Raw genomic sequence first — 17,641 nt, forward strand, 5'->3', positions numbered from 1 at the left:
CAATTTTTAATCAAACATTAATCAAACATTAGTCTAAAAAGTGCCTTAATTAACCAATTTAGGCACTTTGTAAATGGGTTCGAATACTCTCGGGTGCACAAGTAGAGAAAAGCCATACTTAGATGTGTGGCTTTTTTGTTTTCAGGGTATCACATCTTATAAGTATCGAAGGAGCCTTTGTTCACTATCATACCTGTAAGCATCATTCTTCCTGGCAAGTAGCACAACTTTATGAACTTCTTTTGCTGTCGCGGGTCTGTTGAGCCTTTAGACATCCAGACAAGATCTCATACTTTCAGCAGCCTGGGCTATCACATTTTACCTGCTCTCCCTTTTCATAAACCTGTTTAAACGGTAGATAAAAAGCGCTAAGGCAAACAGGAACATCAAAGTAAGAATCAAGATTCCAGACTTGTCAGGTTGGGGTTGATACACTTCTTCCCAGATTCTGTTAGGCAGATAAACTAAGAAAATAGATGGAATCAAAAGGTTGAAAAAAGTCCTCATGAATAAGATTTTAAACTGAAACTTACGCTTTATTACGGTTATTTGAGAGGATTGATTTGTATGAATGCTATCCTGCATATGCAAATAGACTTATGGTGGTGGTGCTATCCGGTAGCACCAGTTAGATAGCATGAGTGGTTTTATGGCTGGTCAGGCAAGCCAAAAGAACGTCCAGCATGTGAAAGAACGTTGAACTATTCAACTGCAAAGCATCAGTAAGCTTGCATCATATACACCCTCACTAACGCAATAACAGCCATCAATAGAAAGATGGTATTGAGTACCCAACTGGCATGGGCTTTCTTTGAAACTGCGTACAGAATCATGAAAAAGCAGCCAGCAATGTTCATCCCCAGGTACTCCACCGACTGACTGCTGATAACACCAAAACTGTTCAGGCTGAAAGCCAGAAGCGAAAACAGCGCTCCTACCCAACCTATCCCCTCCCATACATATTTACGTTGTGACACCATGGCGCTACACCTTCATTTTATTGTAAAGTAAGTGCATGCGGATGGGTATAAAAATGCTAATATTGGCTTAACTAATGCGAAAATCAGATTAGTGTAGATGGAGATTCAGCAGATAAAATACTTTCTGGCGCTGTCACAGGAGTTGCACTTCTGGAACACTGCTGAGCGGATGTTCATTACGCAGTCTGCGCTCAGCAGGCAAATCAAAGCTTTGGAGGATGAACTTGGGGTGCAGCTTTTTGAGAGAAGCAAGCGGAGCGTGAAGCTAACCGAGGCTGGCGTATTCCTGAGAGACCAGTGGCTGCCTTTGCTTGACGAGATAAACCGTATCCACTTGCAGGCGAGGAAAATTCACGAGGGAGCATTCGGCACGGTGAGGATAGGTTACCCCGGTTCTATCGCTTATGGTTTCATGCCAGAACTTATCACCAGTATATCCCGCACCCTGCCGGAGCTAAAAGTGGAACTGGTGGAGCCAACCGACGTCAGCTTTGAGCAATTGCTGCTCTCTTACCAGATGGATATGGCTTTCAGGCGAGACCCCGCTGAAAACCCCTCGCTGCAGTCAACCTGCCTGTACTCGGAGCCATTTGCCCTTGTCGTGCCCTCGAGCCACCACTTGCATGAGCAGAACTTCTCTGGGTTTCAGGATTTAGAGAACGAGAAGTTCATCCTGTCAAACCTGGCACAGACAACATTCTATACTTCGTGCCTCCGGCAAATCTTCGAAGACTATAGCTTCACGCCCGATGTCCGCATCGAAACGGACTTCGGAGGCATGGTGCTCGGGTTAGTCTCCAAGGGGCTTGGCGTTTCCATCCTGCCGCACTCTTACTCGTTCAGCGCATTGCCCAACGTGCGCTTTATTACCCTGCCTTACAAAATGAACCTCTACGTGACGTGGCGGAAAAACGACAACAGCCCTGTGTTGAGGAACATTCTGCAACAGGTGTCGGAAGCAGCCAGTAAATATATCGGAGAGGGTAAATGACCAGCCAGCACATCACCTATACTATTCCTGCCAAGATGAGCCGTTAACCGGATTTATGACCAGTAGCATGTTTTTGCGCAATGCAATTTTTCTCCGGTTTATACTATTCTCCTCTGCTCTGGTCATTTTCACTATTCATAGTCTCGCAGCCAGTTTTATTTTCAAAGCAAAAGCCTTAGTTTCCTATAGCTATTAGGATATCAGTATCACTTTTCCGAAGCGACATACAGCTTTTCAATACAAATATTTATATGTACTTGGATTTATTGCATCTATGTATTTATATTTAACTATATTTTAAGCTTGTAATAAGACAGGAAACAAATAGGAATCAAAAGAGATACTGCTATGGGAAGATTTTTCATCATTCTACTCATTATACTTGTTATCGGCTCGGTGGCTTCCACCATCCAGAACTATGGAATCACTGTTGCCACCATTATACCTTTATTGCTAGCTGTTGCTATAGGGGTAGGTGTGGTCAGCGTGCTGGTGAAACTTTTAAAAGAATAATTTCAGCTCAAGCCTCAGTTGTTGCAACTTTTCCAAAGATTATCCTTCTGCTGAAATAAAATTCTGGCTTACAGGATACTCAAAGCCTTATAGCAGGGGCCTGTCTTTCCTTGAATCTTAAGGCGATCACATTTCAATAAGTCAACCCTACAGCCACTTGCGCAGTGCAGGGAGTGGCTGCAGGGTTTGTTTTATTTAAGAGGAAAAAATTCTTAGCTTTCATAGCTTTTTTGACTCTAAACTGATGCCGCATGAAGTTCCACAACCTAAAGAATCTGTTCGCTATCGTTTTCCTGGCTTTGCTGGGGGCTTGCGCGCCTGCCAGACAGCAAGAAGCAAATGTACCGCTTATGGATAACCTGGCAGAGCAGTATGTAAAAACGTTGTTGCAGATAGGCCAGTACGACAGTGACTTTGTGGATGCTTATTACGGTCCGGAGGAATGGAAACCGACGACACCACCTGCTGATACTTTTCCGGGAGACACCCTGCTGAAGCAGTTACAACTGGTACAGCAAGGGCTTACCGCACAGGACACCACCGGGCTGACGGCACAGGAGAAAAGAAGAATAAAGATGCTGCAGAAACAGGTGCTGGCAAGCATAACGAAAGTGGAAATGATGCAGGGTAAACAGCTCTCTTTTGATGAGGAGGCACAACTACTATACGATGCAGTACCTCCACACTATGAGCTTGCCTACTTCGACTCCGTACTGCACACGCTGGACACGATGCTTCCCGGCGAAGGCAGCACAGCAGACCGATGGGCTGCTTACCGTGCCAATTTTGTGATACCAAAAGAAAAGCTCGACACTGTGTTTCAGGCTGCCATAGCGGAGGCGCGCAAAAGAACCAAAGCCCACTATGACCTTCCTGAAAATGAGAATTTCACGCTGGAGTATGTGACGGACAAACCGTGGTCGGGTTATAACTACTATAAAGGCAATGGCTACAGCCTGATTCAGATTAACACGGATTTCCCGATCAATATCGAGCGCGCCATAGACCTGGCAGGCCACGAGGGCTACCCCGGCCACCATGTGTTTAACGCGCTGCTGGAGAAAGAACTGGTCAACAACCGTGGCTGGAAAGAGTATTCTATCTACCCTTTGTTCAGCCCTCAGTCGCTGATTGCAGAAGGCAGTGCCAACTACGGCGTGGAAGTTGCCTTTCCTGCCTCTGAACGCATTGAGTTTGAGAAAGAAGTATTGTTTCCTCTGGCAGGTCTGAATCCTGAGAATGCTGAGAACTATTATGCCATTCTTGAAAAAATAGGCCAGCTGAATTTTGCCGGAAATGAAGTAGCGCGCCTGTACCTGGACGGCAAGATAAGCCGCGATAAAGCCGCCGACCTGCTGGTGAAGTATACTTTCTCTGACAAAGACAAGGCCTTGCAACGCACCCGCTTTTTCGACCGCTACAGGAGTTACGTCATCAACTACAATTTAGGGCAGGAGCTGGTGCGCCAGCATGTGGAGGCGCGGGGCGGTACCGCAGCAAACCCGGAAAAGCGCTGGGAGGCATTCCGTGAACTCCTCTCTAACCCGTATAGTGCCTCTATGCTGGAGCAGTAGATTTTTTCCCTCACAGAACAATAACCTGCTAAAGCTCTGCTCCCTGTTCTTTTGTAGTATAGGGGCACAGGAAACTGTTGAAAAAGTATAGATGCAGATACGTCTTCTAGGGATGATAAAACAGGAGCAAGTCTTTCTAAGAAAGTATAGAATGAGCCTCAACAATTGATTTACAAGGCAAGCACATCCATCACCAGCATACTTACCTGGCACTACATGCAGTGGGACGTGGCTTTCTGTAACTACTGAGGCTTTTAGCAAAAACATTCATCAACCAAATACTTAAACAGGAGTTGACTGCACTCATTGCATAGTATTCCGGGTTAATGTATAAGTATAGACAAACTTGTGGGAAGCAGGAGGAAGCAGAAGATTAAAACAAATACTGTGCTGCTGGAATCATGCCCTGGATCCAGATCAACCCTCTTCAGAATTGCGCAGCTTTGTCTGTTGCTTTCTGCTCTCGAATGCCACTATTAGCTTGGTTAGCAGTTTCAGCTCCTCGGCTTCTTCCGAGCCCGGGTCACCATCTTTTAGCTGTTCTATACGAGAGGCCACTTTATCATACTCGGCCTGAGTTGTGATAGGTTTATGTTCCATTCCTTAAGGCTTTGAGCTATAGTGTACGAAGCTGACAGGGAGGGTATATACTGATTTTTAAACCGTATTTATCAGGCACCTCCGTATTTTACTCCCCTTCAATAGCAGGCATATACCTTTCTGTAACCACACGAACTCAGGCAGAATAGCTTTAGCTCAGGTAATTACTCTTTCGGAAGCTCAGTATAAAACTGATGCCATCCCTGCTTTGCTTTCAAACCATACCTGCCCTTTGTGCCACTCCACAAAGGTATTGATGATGGACTCCTCACTCTGCCCCTGCAAAGCACATAAACCACTTCTCATTTCCTACAAAAAAGCATACCATTCAACCAAGTCCCGCTAACAGTGCTTTTGCCTGCCAACCAGGTTCTTTTACAGCAGAATGCCCTCACAACCCGGAAACAGCGCTGCAGCAAACAAAAAAATATTGGTTGCGTTATCCTCATTTACAACAGGACCGGGTGTTTACCACCCGTTTTCAGCGATGTTTGGTTTTATAAAACCCTGGTTTAGGCAGACCTGATAAATGAAGCTCTTCCGGAAAATACACCGCCTTTCTTCTGTAACATGTTTCTACCCGTATTCAGTGTGGAGTGTAAATAGCTAATAATATGGATCTTACTTTTAGTAATCTTTTTTTTGTAAAAAAGGGGATGTTCCCTGAAGAGAAGCAGCAGTCTCATGAAGAACATCATAAAAAAGTAAGCTGGGTTTATTACTGCATCATCACATTGGGGCTTTGGCTTATAGCCAACCCTCCCACTTTCGGCTACAAGGTGCCGGCAATGGTATGGAATGATATTCTGTCAGGTATCCTACTGATCGTGCTGAGTTATTTTGCTCTGAAGCCCTATAGGCTATGGGCACAATGGGCCATTATTTTTCTGGGAAGCTGGCTTTTTATTGCCCCCATGATTTTTATGGCTAAGGAAGGAGCCGGACTCGTAACTGATTACCTGATAGGCACACTGGTAGTAGTCTTCGGAATTGTTATTCCCCGGCAGCCCGGCATCAAACTATTCGCACAGCCAGGGCCTAACGTCCCGCCCGGCTGGAGCTATAACCCCTCCTCCTGGAACCAACGCGTACCCGTCGTCTTCTTTGCCTGGATCGGTTTTTTTGTGGCCCGCTACATGGGGGCTTACCAGATGGAGTACATCGATACGGTGTGGGATCCTTTTTTTGGCGACGGCACCAAAAATGTACTCACGTCCAAAGTGTCAAAGTCTTTCCCGGTTTCGGATGCCATGCTAGGGGCCTTTTCCTATATCGTCGATGTGCTGTTTGGTTTGGCAGGAGGCACACACCGCTGGCGTACCATGCCCTGGGTTGTAATTATCTTCGGTATCCTGATTTTCCCGCTCGGTGTGGTGAGTATTACCCTGGTTATCCTCCAGCCTGTGTCGGTGGGGTACTGGTGTACCCTGTGCCTTACCAGCGCCATGGTTTCGCTTATCATGATTCCGTTTACAATTGACGAAGTGGTGGCTACCCTGCAAATGATGAAGAATGAGAAGAAGCAGCGAAACACCTCCTACTGGAAGTCGCTATGGTTTGGTGGCACCATGGAAGGCGGTAGAACAGAAGAAGCAAAAAATCCGGAAACCCTGCTGGATCTTACCTTCCGGGAAGCCTCCAAAGACTTTCTGAACAGGCCCTGGAACCTGTTTCTCATCTTTGCCTTAGGTGCCTGGATCATGCTCTCGCCTTCTGTTTTAGGCTACAGTGGCACCATCGCCAATAGCAGCCATATTGCAGGGGCACTCATCATAACCTTTACTGTTATCTCCATGTCTGAAGTAGGCCGCCCCATCCGGTATATCCTGGTACTCTTCGGCCTCTGGCTCATTGCTGCCCCCTGGGTATTAGGAACAGACAACAACATGGCGCTATGGAACGGCGTGATTTGCGGATTAGTATTGATTCCGCTGTGTCTCCCTAAAGGTAAAATACAGGACAAAAGAGGAAGCTTCGACAAGTACATTAAGTAGCGTGATGTGGTTAAAGCTGGCGCATGTTGAAAAGAATAACCGCTCCTACTACATAAAACAGAATAACCAGGATAGAGTCTAAGCCCAGCCTGAAGAATGCTTTCCTGAACTTAATGGTAAGCCCAATCTGGTAAATACTTGTCAGCAGTATTCCCAGGATAGCTCCGGCTGCAGCAAAGTTTCCTACCTCATCCAGGGCTGGCCCCTCGAAGTAAAGCAGGTCAGCGAGTAACACCAAACCAACATTCAAGAGGTTAGTCCCAAATATGTTGCTAAAAGCCATCCGGTACCTCTTTAGTTTTGCAGCACTAATGGTAGTACTGAGTTCGGGAAGTGAAGTGGTAAGTCCTACAAAAAAGAAACCCATAAAGCCGGAGCCAATGCCTGTTTGGTTCGCAATAATGTCTGCTGTATTTGCCACAAAGTAACCACCCACTAATATGGCAATCGCAGAAAGCAAGAAGAATGCCCCGAGCTTAGACATGATAACTTCGGAAAGTTTTTCTTCTCCTTTATTTTCTTCATCATCGGCTTCCTCTTCTTCCTCTATTTCTTCTACTCTTTTAGATACGATGGCTTTCACCTTGCCTATACTTTCCCGCTCTGCCGGCTCTGTCAGCCACCATTTCATTTTTTTGAAGTAGTTGATGATGTAGAAGAGTGCGACGTAAAGGATGAAAAGCACGACAGACCAAAGGCCTACATGGAAAATAGCAAAATCTTTATAAAGGATGGCGATGGCCGCAACCGCAAGTAAAAATGAAAGGCAGATTGCCTGAAGCCGGGACACAGGATTTTCAAGAGAACCGCTTAGGGATGAATTTCTGATAATAGCATCTCCAACAGCCAGAATGGTAATCTGTAGCGCAATGCTTCCAAACAGGTTGTTGACGGCCATACTTACATTGTTGGCCAGAGCAGCTGAAACGGTAGTGGCCACCTCTGGCAGCGAGGTGATGACCGCCAATCCTAGGGTGCCAATGAAAACCTCTGATACACCCGTTTTCTCTATAATTTTGTCGGCATATTTAGAAAGCCTCACACCGGCACCCCAAACCAATGCACCTGCTAAAACAAAAATACCGATGTTCCATAACAAAGGGAGGTCCTGTAGAAAGTTCTTCAAAATCTAAAGGTTCTTAAACGGTCTAACATTCCTTTCAAAAGCAGGCCTGACAATTGTTGCCCTACATTAATCTGCGTTATCTTTTATACTTTAACTTAAGCCTCATGTTTATTTTAATGAGAGGAAGCCTGTGAGATCTCTTTGAGAGATCCTACTGCTAAAACTAACCTACATCTGAAAGGTACTTGCTACTACACTGAATTTTTTAAACTTCTCTTTCGCGTGTGTTTGCAGGAGACAACTGTGTATTTCCTAAATTTTACCTTTAACCACATCCGCCTGTTGCTGTTATTCAGGATATTTGCACTCGCTCAAATAGTGTGGTATGGATTTACAAGTCAGGCAGCGGGTTGCATTAAGTGCATTTTTCTTTCTCTCCGGGTTCAGTTTTTCGAGTTGGGCATCCAGGATACCCACCATTAAAACGGCTTTTGGTTTTAATGAGGCAGAACTGGGCACCGTTCTGCTTGCGATGCCTATCAGCTCCCTCATCGGCCTTCCTTTTTCCGGCTGGCTACTGACTAAGTTCGACAGCAGGGTACCCTTGTCTGTGGGTTTTCTGCTACATGCCGCCTGCCTGTCGCTCATCGGCTTTGCCACGACCACTACCACACTCGTGATGGCTGTATGCCTGTTTTCCTTTAGCATGCGCATACTTAATATAGCTATGAACACGCAGGCCATTACACTCCAGAAACAGTTCGACCGCAAAATAAACGGATCTTTTCACGGCCTCTGGAGCACAGGCGGTATAGCGGGTGTCGGGTTTACCACGCTACTGGTTGCATTTAATGTTGCCATATCACCCCATTTAATGGCTGTCACTTTCATCATTATACTGGCCACCCTGTTTTCCTCCAGGTTTCTGCTGCAAAACGACCGTTCCACAGCCGGTAACAAGCTGCGTTTCGGGAAACCGGACCCTTACATCCTATACTTGGGCCTGCTCGTGTTTTTTGCAGCTATCTGCGAAGGCGGCATGTTCGACTGGAGTGGCATCTATTTCAAAGAAGTTTTAAAGGTAGATTTGTTCACTGCCGGCTACCTGATATTCATGGCGTTCATGGCGCTCTCACGGTTTCTTTCCGATCGGATTATAGATAAAATAGGCATGCCTGCCACGTATATGTTCAGTGCTGTTTTTATCTTTCTGGGCATTGGGCTGTCCACTCTTTTCCCGAGTTTCTGGCCCGCCATGCTCGGGTTCTCGCTGGTCGGGTTTGGCACTGCCGCTGTTATCCCGATGACGTTTACCCTGGCAGGGGCTTCAAAAAAATATTCCCCTGGTATGGCCATTTCCATTATCGCCACCTATGGCATGGTCGGCATGCTGATTGGTCCACCCCTTATCGGTTACCTGGCGCATGCATTTAACCTAAGGGTGTCGTTTATAGCCTTTGCCTTCGCCGGGTTCATGTTCATCCCGATATCGACCCTGTTTTTCAGGAAAGAAGCCCGGCTGGCAACGGCTGGCTGATATACCCTTTGATTTACAGCGACAAAGGAAGACAGGCTCCAGGATTCAGCTTCCTGCTGCAGACAAGGCATCTTTGCCTGAACGGCTGGTATGTATAAATATACCCGCCTCCGCTCCTAAAAGGCTTGCATTTGTTGTAACAGCCTTTTATTTTGCTGAAAAATTCGGGGTGTAGCGTAGCCTGGTATCGCGCCAGCATGGGGTGCTGGAGGTCGTGGGTTCGAATCCCGCCACTCCGACCAGTAAGCCGCTTTAGCAAAATGCTGAAGCGGCTTTTTAATTGCACCACTGAACCAACTGTTCTGCCACAAAAATGACCTGCTGAAGAAATATTGTTCTTTGTGAGCCTTGGCTGTTACAGTTTCTACAGCCGCACCCCCACCCGCGCATCCAGGAAATCTGCCACATGGCGGTGTGCCTTCAGGTTAATGCCAAAAAACGCTTTGCTGCCTGTATGATACTCCAGGCCATAACGCTGGTACACCGCATCGCGGGCAGCATGCGGGGCATATACATAAAATCCTAACTGCTGGCTGAACCGAAACCTGCCGATGCGGAACTCATGCCCTGCCAGCAAACCGCCACGCTGGAAATCAGTATCCTCACCATTTTGTTCCAGTTGCTTTTGGATAGTGAAGTCGGCAATCCACTCTGCTCCGGCGGTAAGGGCGCTGAGCCTTCCAAGGGGCTGGCTCACATAAGCCGTGAGTCCCAGAAGCGGGAGCTGTTTCGTCGGGTCGTCTGAGCGGTCCTGGTAAGATGCTATCAGCGCCAGCAGGTAACTCCGCTCATTTTGCGCCGTGTTGGCTTCTGATGGCTGCCTTTCCGGAAAAGAAGCATGCTGTAAAGCATAATGTACCCCCAAAGTGGCTGTAGGGAAGTTGATGCCTTTGTTTGGCTGGCGCAGACCGCCGTTGGAAATGTGCTTATAGGTACCGCCAGCCCGCAGCATAAAATGCCTGTTTAGCCTGTAATTAGCCATCACGTTCGCCTCCAGCGGAAAACTGATGGCAGTGCTGTAAAACAGATTCTCAGGGTTTGTCTCCGGGTCATACACGTTGTTCAGGTAAGCTAAACCGCCACCAAGGCGAAAAGACATACTGAAGTCCTTATGCGCTGACAAAAAAGGCTCTACATAAGCCACCAGGGCATACGCGCTGCCCAGCACCTCCGGGTTATCGAAATTATAATACGCCAGTGAAACACCCAGCCTCGGGTAGGCCTGCAGGTACTGCCAGGCTTTGGCATCTGTAAAATGAAAACCCACATCAACTTCAGTACCCCATGGGTTAGAATCCGATACCTCCCTGATTTCCCTTGAATGCGGTATGATAAATCCGTAGTGTCCCAGCAGACCAATAGAGACAGCCACGCGTGAACTGTCATCCTGTACAGGCACAACTGCAAGCGTTGACGCAGGAAAAGTAAGAAGCCAAAGGAAGAGAATGATCGGGAACAGATGTATAAGAAATTGTCTGAACATAAAAGAATAGCCCTCTACACGTGATACAAGATGCGCTTTTGAGTTAAATGCTGTACCTAATGAACAGGTTATCAGCGCCGGTGGTTACAAAATTTACACACTGCCATTAATTCGGAATACGCCTGCAACTGTTTTTACACCTCTCCAATTACCGCTAAAGTAGAAAAGTTTGCATAGCACCAGCAGCATAATGCATTTAGCGGTCCCTTCTATCTTTGACTTTCGCCTGCCGCTGCTTACCTTCGGGAACAGAACATTTGTTAAAAAAGCAAAGCGGCCGTTACTTTATAAATAAAGCTTTAAAGAATGGCTTTATATTTTAACATCTTCAGTTCTGCAGTATCAATATTAAGCACTTAACCGCCCTTTGTTGCCAACTAAGGCAGCAACAGGCAACGTGATATATGAATCCAGAAAAACTCAAGCACCTTTCCGGGCAGTTGGAGGGAGAGTTCTATTTCGATAGTACCATGCGTACGCTGTACGCCACAGATGCTTCCGCCTACCGCGAAATGCCCCAGGCCGTTGCCTTTCCTGAATCTGTTGCGGATATTAAAAAGCTGATTGCCTTTGCACGCAAGGAAGGCACTTCCCTGATTCCGCGAACAGCCGGCACCTCCCTGGCTGGCCAAGTGGTTGGCAATGGCATTGTAGTGGATGTTTCGCGCACCTTCACCCAAATTCTGGAAGTGAACCCGGAAGAGAACTGGGTACGGGTGCAGCCGGGTGTTATCAGGGATGAGTTAAATCTTTTCCTAAGGCAGCATGGGCTCTACTTCGGACCGGAGACATCTACCGCTAATCGGGCCATGATCGGGGGAATGGTAGGCAATAACTCCTGTGGCTCCAACTCAATAGTTTACGGCAGCACCCGCGAACACACCATCTCTGTAAAAGCCATCTTAAGCGATGGTACGGAAACAGAATTTGGGGTTTTGAGTCAGGAGGAGTTTGAGGCAAAGTGCAGAGGCGAGAACACTTCTGGAGAATTAGAGACCCGTATTTACCAGGCAACGAAGGCAATGCTATCGCATGTGCCATCACAGGAAAACATCCGGCGTGAATTCCCGAAACCCAGCATCCAGCGCCGCAATACCGGCTATGCCATCGACCTGCTACTGGAGTCGGAGCCGTTTACTGAAGGAGCGGAGGCCTTTAACTTCTGCAAACTGATGGCAGGCTCTGAAGGCACCTTGGCTTTCCTGACAGAGATCAAGCTGCACGTGAACCCGCTCCCTCCAAAGGAAACCGGGCTGCTCTGCATCCATTGCAATACCATTGATGAGTCGTTGCGGGCGAACCTGGTGGCGCTGCACTATAAACCTAGCGCCAGCGAACTGATGGACCACTACATACTGGAGTGCACCAAAACAAACATTGAGCACAGCCAGAACCGTTTCTTTGTAAAAGGAGATCCGGGAGCCATCCTGGTAGTGGAACTTGGGGCCGATACCCTGGAAGAAGTGCAGCAGCGGGCAGAAGCCCTCGTGCGTGACCTGGAGAAAAATAAACTGGGCTACCATTACCCCCTGGTGACAGGACCTGACACGAAGAAAGTATGGAACCTGCGCAAAGCCGGCCTCGGCTTGCTCTCCAACGTTCCGGGCGACGCCAAGCCGGTAGCCGTCATCGAGGATACGGCTGTGGACGTGGCCGACCTTCCGGAGTTTATCCGGGAGTTTAACCTCACGCTGGAGCAGTATAATTTATACTGTGTGCATTATGCCCACGCGGGAAGCGGCGAACTGCACCTGCGCCCGATTATCAACCTGAAAACAGAAGAAGGCAACAAGCTCTTCCGCGATATTGCCACGGAGATTGCGCACCTCGTAAAAAAGTACCGGGGCTCCCTGAGCGGCGAGCATGGCGATGGCCGCCTCCGAGGCGAGTTTATTCCCTTTATGATTGGGGAGGATAACTACAGGCTGGTGGAGGAAGTAAAGCGGGTGTGGGACCCGGGCAATATCTTCAACCCCGGCAAAATTGTTAACACGCCCTCCATGAACACCTTCCTGCGCTATGACCCGGGGCAGGAGACACCGGAGTTTGATACCGTTTTCCGCTTCAGCCAGCAGGGTGGCGTACTGCGGGCAGCAGAGCTTTGCAACGGCTCCGGCGACTGCCGTAAAACGCACCTGACAGGCGGCACCATGTGCCCGAGTTATATGGTGACCCGCAACGAGAAGGACACTACCCGGGGCAGGGCCAACATGATGCGTGAATTCCTCACCCGTTCCGATAAGGCAAACCGCTTCGACCACGAGGAAATAATGGACACCATGCATACCTGCCTGTCCTGCAAAGGCTGCAAGTCAGAGTGTCCTTCTAACGTGGATGTGGCTAAACTGAAAGCAGAGTTCCTGCAGCACTACTACGATGCCAACGGCGTTCCATTCCGCACCCGCATGGTGGGTAATTTTACCAAGGCAAACCAGTTGGCCGCCATGGCGCCCGGTGTATACAACTTCCTCTTTAAGAATACAACCACTGCCGCCATTGCCAAGAAAATGATGGGCTTTGCACCAAAGCGCACTATCCCGCTGCTACAGGGAACTACCTTGCGCAGCTGGTTTAAAAAACATAAACAGCAATCAGGCAACAGCAACGGACAGCAGCAGGCGAAGAAGAAAGTATACCTGTTCTGCGACGAATTCACCAACTACAACGACACCCACATCGGCAAAACAGCGGTGCTCCTGCTGGAGCGCCTGGGGTATGAAGTAGAGATTCCGAAGCACGAGGAAAGCGGCCGCACCTACCTGTCCAAAGGCCTGCTGCGGGAGGCAAAGAAACTGGCGCAAAAGAATGTGGCCCTGCTAAAGGACCTTATCTCCAGCGACACACCACTGGTGGGTATAGAACCTTCCTGCATCCTCTCCTTCCGCGACGAATACCTGGACTTAGTAGAAGCTGACCAGGAAGAAGATGCGAAAAGCCTGTCCATCCACTGCCTGCAGTTCGATGAGTTTATCGCGCGCGAAATTCTCAGCGGGAACATAGATAAGAGTTTATTTAAAGAGGAGGCGCGGTTGATAAAACTCCATGGGCACTGCCACCAGAAAGCACTTTCTTCAGTGCTGTATACCCAGCAGATGCTCACCCTGCCTCCAAACTACAAGGTAGAGGCCATTCCATCAGGATGCTGCGGTATGGCGGGCTCTTTTGGCTACGAGGCAGAGCACTATGATATCTCCATGCAGGTGGGTGAACTGGTCCTGTTCCCAACCGTACGGCAGCAACCGGAGGAGGTCATTATTGCCGCCCCCGGCACCAGCTGCCGCCACCAGATTCACGATGGCACCGGCCGCAAAGCCCTGCACCCGATTGAGGTATTGTACAGTGCCTTACGTTGAGCAGTAACAAAAAGGGCAACTTGTAGGGAATATTACCTGCTTCAGGTTTTCAACTTGGAGCTTTTGTGAGGCCCCAGTTTTTAACTGGTGGAAGTATATATAACAGCTTATTAAGCCACGCCAGTTGAAAACTGGCCCTATGTAAACCACAAGTTGAAAACTTGCGGTAGGTAAGAGAAGAAAACGCTCTATAACCAAAACCCATGGAATCAAACATCCTCCTGATCAACTGCCCCGACGAAAGCGGACTTGTCTTTAAAGTCACTGGTATTTTGTATAAGAAGTATAACCTGAATATTATCCGTAACGGAGAGTTTGTAGAAAGAAACTTCAACCACTTCTTTATGCGCACAGAGTTCTCGGGAACGTTTGACAAGGAAGAACTGCTGAAAGATCTGTATGAGGTATTGCCGGAAGGCGTAGAAATAAAACTCACAGGAAAACGGAAGAAAGACATTGTGCTGCTGGCCACAAAAGAACACCATTGCCTGAGTGACCTGCTCATCCGCCATGCCTTTAATGAGCTGAACGCCAATATTCTATGCGTCATCAGCAACTATGATGTGCTGGAAGATCTGACCAGGAAGTTCGATGTTCCTTTTCATTTCATCAGTCACGAAGGTATGAGTAGGGAAGTACACGAGGCAGCTGTGCTCAACACTGTGCAGCAGTACAACCCGGAGGTTATTGTGCTGGCCAAGTACATGCGCATCCTGTCAGGCGATTTCGTCTCCCACTTCACCAACCGGATTATAAATATCCATCACTCCTTTTTACCTGCCTTTATAGGCGCAAATCCTTATGCGCAAGCCTATGAGCGGGGTGTTAAAATCATCGGGGCAACCGCACACTTCGTTAATATTGAGCTGGATCAGGGACCCATTATCGCCCAGAGTGTTATACCTGTGGACCATACGCACAGCTCCAGGGAAATGGCCCAGGCCGGGCGGGATGTGGAGAAGAATGTATTGGCTAAATCTTTAAAACTTGTGCTAAATGAACAGGTGTTTGTGTACAGGAATAAAACTGTTCTTTTTGAATAACCGCTTTGCTTCTTTAGCAGAGAGCAGCACGCCAGCAATTCAACCTGCCTTGAGATGCTTCTACTCCTGTTACTCCATAGCTGCTCTTCAGGTGTAGCCCTCTTTCTGGCTTTATCATATTCTTATAACCTTTTTTGTTCTTTAGCATACGTATACATACGTATGGTACTATGCTTCCCTGCGCCCATAAAGGTGCAGGAAAGCATGCTGCCACACAAGTCAGCAGACTGGCGGCAGATGTCGTGAAGATGCGGAAACGGCAAAACAAAAGAACCTAAAAATACACCTATGATAAACACAGTATTAACTTACCTGCATGGCTTTTACGGTGACGGACAATACCATGACCTGACACCGCTGATAAAGAGAAACCCGTCAGCATTTTCTGAAACGTTTATCTATAACCTTCACCTCGACGGGTTTATAGAAATTCAGGAACCGTCAGCTTTTGATGATTCAAAAGACACTGATGAAATTCACCCTATCCATGGGAGACTCACGGAGAAGGGACTATACTTCATGGAAGGGAATAGCACGATTTCCACCATCATTAAGGCCATAGAGCAGCAGCTCATCCTGGAGATCCTGTACAGGGATGAAGACGGGGATGAAGAGAATGTGACACTATCGCCTTATGTGTATGGCAAGGACTCGGAAGAAAGAGCCTGGGTATGGGGTGCCGTGTCAGGAGAGGACACGATTCACCGGCGTTTTCTGCTGGACCGCATCACCATTACCGACGAGCCGGTCGGGAGCTTTAGAGTAGACAAGGAGATGATGCTCAGCCAGCCCCGTGACATTGAGGTAGTTGCCCAGGTACAGTATTGATACCTTCATCATTGAACTGTACCCTTTACGGCAAGTGTAGAGAAATTGATTTTTATACTACACTTTACTTCACTCCAAACTCCCTTGCCTGTGCAGCACACAAGCAAGGGAGTTTGAATAAGGCAACCTTGCAAATTACAGATTCCTGTTAAACTTAAAATTACTGCAGGCATAACAGCTTAGAACAGACCCATCGCAAAAGCCTGCACTTCTACCGGTACAAAATCTTCTTTCGGAGCCTCGCACGTGGGGCATCTGTAGGCGGTAATCTCTACGAAGGGAGTGCCAGCGGCTATCAGGTTCTGCTCGTCACCATACTTTTGGTTGTAAACCGTAAAGCAGTTTCTGCACTGGTATACCAGCATTATCTCCTGCTCCTCCGACTCGCCGGTGGCATCTTCTTTCAGGTAAACAGCGCCTGCCATCAACTCCGGTTCGCTCTGCAGCTCATAAAAATGGTTACACAGCTGAATTAGGCAGGCACTCAGCTCCTGTTTGGTCACATTTTTCCGGAAACTGATAAATTCCTTTGAATTGGGATTAAACTCCCGCGTGTGCAGCACTTCAAAACGCTCGGTACCGGGTTCACTTCCCTTTATGTCCTGTTGCTGCGTCCGGATGATAATGGAGCCGAACAACCCCGTTTTAGGCTGCGTTTTGATGGCAAAGCACAATCGGTATGTCCGGACGTCTTCTTCATTAAATATCCGGACAAGGTAGTTTTTCAGGTCGAGGCCGTAATCGCAAAGGTCCTCTACCTGCCAGTTCAGTTCATTGGAGGCATGCCGTACGTTGATGCGGTGCTTGCACAAAACGATATCCCACAAATCGCGGTCTGTCAGTTCTATGCCTTTCACAATGATGGATTTCCAGGGTGTGGTGTACAGCTGCCCCACCCTCGTTTTGAGGCATATTTTACATACATCTTTCAGAAAGGAAACAGAAAAGAGCTCATCGCGGCGATAGATGCCCAGCCACAGCTTGTTGCCATACCTGTTGAACCCCTCGTAGTAGGGAAGCTTGAAGTCCGGCAGTTTCAGTGCCTTAGTAACCGGCTGCACCACAAAATTGCCGCCTGCATTCACTAATCCGTGAAGCACATTGCCATCAACGGCAGGCTGATCGTAGAACTGCTCCTGCCTAGAAAAAATGGTGCTTTCAATGGCACTGCTCAGGCCGGGAATATCCTCGGAGTACACCAGCGAAGGCCAAGCGTAAATGATGTTTGTTTTGGGAAAGCGGATGTACAGGTACCAGTAGTTGCTGGTGTCGGAGGCAATAAAATTCAGGTTTCCGGTGAAGAACGGAAAGAAGGTCTGGTTGTTATCCACCAGGTTTACCTTTAGCTGGGGCCTGTAATCAAACAGATCCAGAACGTCTTTGTAAACGCCTTCCCGAAGCCAGTCGGCATGGTAAAACACGTCCTCAATGGCATACGAGCTGATGATGTTCGGGTGAACGTCTGCATCCAGCTCAAACATGATATCAGCCGCCATCAAATCCTGTTTCAGCACTTCCAGTTTATTCTCCGCTACATAAAAAATAACCTGCTGCCTGTTTCCGAACCGTATGTTTTCCACACCCGCTTTCTCGGCGGCCTCCAGAATACGGTACAGGTCCCCGGCAGACACCATGCCTCCGGGCAGGTTTATCTTCACTAAGTTCTTCTTTTGTGTCAT

Annotated in this window: 14 protein-coding genes and 1 tRNA gene; 9 read left to right on the forward strand and 6 right to left on the reverse strand. The window is 48.0% G+C overall.

The window, feature by feature from the left end; genetic code table 11:
* Window positions 1-719: 719 nt before the first annotated feature.
* On the reverse strand, window positions 720-980 hold the full coding sequence (locus ACFS7Z_RS08790; protein WP_377483469.1) for a CBU_0592 family membrane protein: 261 nt from the start codon (window positions 978-980) through the stop codon (window positions 720-722).
* A 97-nt stretch (window positions 981-1,077) separates the two neighbouring features.
* Here ACFS7Z_RS08790 and ACFS7Z_RS08795 point away from each other — a divergent pair, with 97 nt between their 5' ends.
* The 3 genes from ACFS7Z_RS08795 to ACFS7Z_RS08805 all read left to right on the forward strand — a co-directional run bounded on the left by ACFS7Z_RS08795 (window position 1,078) and on the right by ACFS7Z_RS08805 (window position 4,058).
* Window positions 1,078-1,971, forward strand: a complete 894-nt coding sequence (locus ACFS7Z_RS08795) for a LysR family transcriptional regulator (RefSeq protein ID WP_377483470.1) — start codon at window positions 1,078-1,080, stop codon at window positions 1,969-1,971.
* 348 nt (window positions 1,972-2,319) lie between these two features.
* Entirely contained in the window at window positions 2,320-2,484 is a 165-nt protein-coding gene (locus ACFS7Z_RS08800) for a hypothetical protein (RefSeq protein ID WP_377483472.1), read from the forward strand.
* Between the two features lie 251 nt (window positions 2,485-2,735).
* On the forward strand, window positions 2,736-4,058 hold the full coding sequence (locus ACFS7Z_RS08805; RefSeq protein ID WP_377483475.1) for a hypothetical protein: 1,323 nt from the start codon (window positions 2,736-2,738) through the stop codon (window positions 4,056-4,058).
* Window positions 4,059-4,475: 417 nt separating this feature from the next.
* On the opposite strand, the gene ACFS7Z_RS08810 is transcribed toward ACFS7Z_RS08805, so the two are convergent.
* Together ACFS7Z_RS08810 and ACFS7Z_RS08815 are read right to left on the reverse strand one after the other, a co-directional pair.
* The gene (locus ACFS7Z_RS08810; protein ID WP_377483477.1) at window positions 4,476-4,658 is read right to left on the reverse strand and encodes a hypothetical protein; all 183 of its coding nucleotides are present in this window, start codon (window positions 4,656-4,658) and stop codon (window positions 4,476-4,478) included.
* A gap of 180 nt (window positions 4,659-4,838) precedes the next feature.
* Window positions 4,839-4,964, reverse strand: a complete 126-nt coding sequence (locus tag ACFS7Z_RS08815; RefSeq protein WP_377483480.1) for a hypothetical protein — start codon at window positions 4,962-4,964, stop codon at window positions 4,839-4,841.
* A 308-nt stretch (window positions 4,965-5,272) separates the two neighbouring features.
* Between ACFS7Z_RS08815 and ACFS7Z_RS08820 the strand changes: the two genes are divergently transcribed.
* Window positions 5,273-6,652, forward strand: coding sequence for an SPW repeat domain-containing protein (locus ACFS7Z_RS08820; RefSeq protein WP_377483481.1), 1,380 nt, complete (start codon window positions 5,273-5,275; stop codon window positions 6,650-6,652).
* A gap of 10 nt (window positions 6,653-6,662) precedes the next feature.
* Here the strand turns inward: ACFS7Z_RS08820 and ACFS7Z_RS08825 are convergent, their stop codons facing one another.
* Window positions 6,663-7,778 carry a sodium:calcium antiporter gene (locus ACFS7Z_RS08825; protein WP_377483483.1) on the reverse strand — a complete coding sequence of 372 codons (1,116 nt, stop codon included), beginning with the start codon at window positions 7,776-7,778 and terminating at the stop codon, window positions 6,663-6,665.
* Window positions 7,779-8,103: 325 nt separating this feature from the next.
* Between ACFS7Z_RS08825 and ACFS7Z_RS08830 the strand changes: the two genes are divergently transcribed.
* Both ACFS7Z_RS08830 and ACFS7Z_RS08835 read left to right on the forward strand, forming a co-directional pair.
* Entirely contained in the window at window positions 8,104-9,255 is a 1,152-nt protein-coding gene (locus ACFS7Z_RS08830) for an MFS transporter (RefSeq protein WP_377483486.1), read from the forward strand.
* Between the two features lie 165 nt (window positions 9,256-9,420).
* Window positions 9,421-9,497 (forward strand) — tRNA-Pro (locus ACFS7Z_RS08835).
* A gap of 122 nt (window positions 9,498-9,619) precedes the next feature.
* Here ACFS7Z_RS08835 and ACFS7Z_RS08840 read toward each other — a convergent pair.
* The gene (locus ACFS7Z_RS08840; RefSeq protein WP_377483488.1) at window positions 9,620-10,654 is read right to left on the reverse strand and encodes an acyloxyacyl hydrolase; all 1,035 of its coding nucleotides are present in this window, start codon (window positions 10,652-10,654) and stop codon (window positions 9,620-9,622) included.
* A gap of 488 nt (window positions 10,655-11,142) precedes the next feature.
* Between ACFS7Z_RS08840 and ACFS7Z_RS08845 the strand changes: the two genes are divergently transcribed.
* The 3 genes from ACFS7Z_RS08845 (at window position 11,143) to ACFS7Z_RS08855 (ending at window position 15,962) form a co-directional block, all read left to right on the forward strand.
* Complete coding sequence (locus tag ACFS7Z_RS08845; RefSeq protein ID WP_377483490.1) at window positions 11,143-14,091, forward strand: FAD-binding and (Fe-S)-binding domain-containing protein; 2,949 nt, start codon at window positions 11,143-11,145, stop codon at window positions 14,089-14,091.
* A gap of 203 nt (window positions 14,092-14,294) precedes the next feature.
* The gene (gene purU / locus ACFS7Z_RS08850) at window positions 14,295-15,134 is read left to right on the forward strand and encodes a formyltetrahydrofolate deformylase (RefSeq protein ID WP_377483492.1); all 840 of its coding nucleotides are present in this window, start codon (window positions 14,295-14,297) and stop codon (window positions 15,132-15,134) included.
* A 288-nt stretch (window positions 15,135-15,422) separates the two neighbouring features.
* On the forward strand, window positions 15,423-15,962 hold the full coding sequence (locus tag ACFS7Z_RS08855) for a hypothetical protein (protein WP_377483493.1): 540 nt from the start codon (window positions 15,423-15,425) through the stop codon (window positions 15,960-15,962).
* 179 nt (window positions 15,963-16,141) lie between these two features.
* On the opposite strand, the gene ACFS7Z_RS08860 is transcribed toward ACFS7Z_RS08855, so the two are convergent.
* Entirely contained in the window at window positions 16,142-17,641 is a 1,500-nt protein-coding gene (locus ACFS7Z_RS08860; protein ID WP_377483494.1) for a rubredoxin, read from the reverse strand.

This window comes from Pontibacter toksunensis (assembly GCF_042686245.1).
Taxonomy (GTDB): domain Bacteria; phylum Bacteroidota; class Bacteroidia; order Cytophagales; family Hymenobacteraceae; genus Pontibacter; species Pontibacter toksunensis.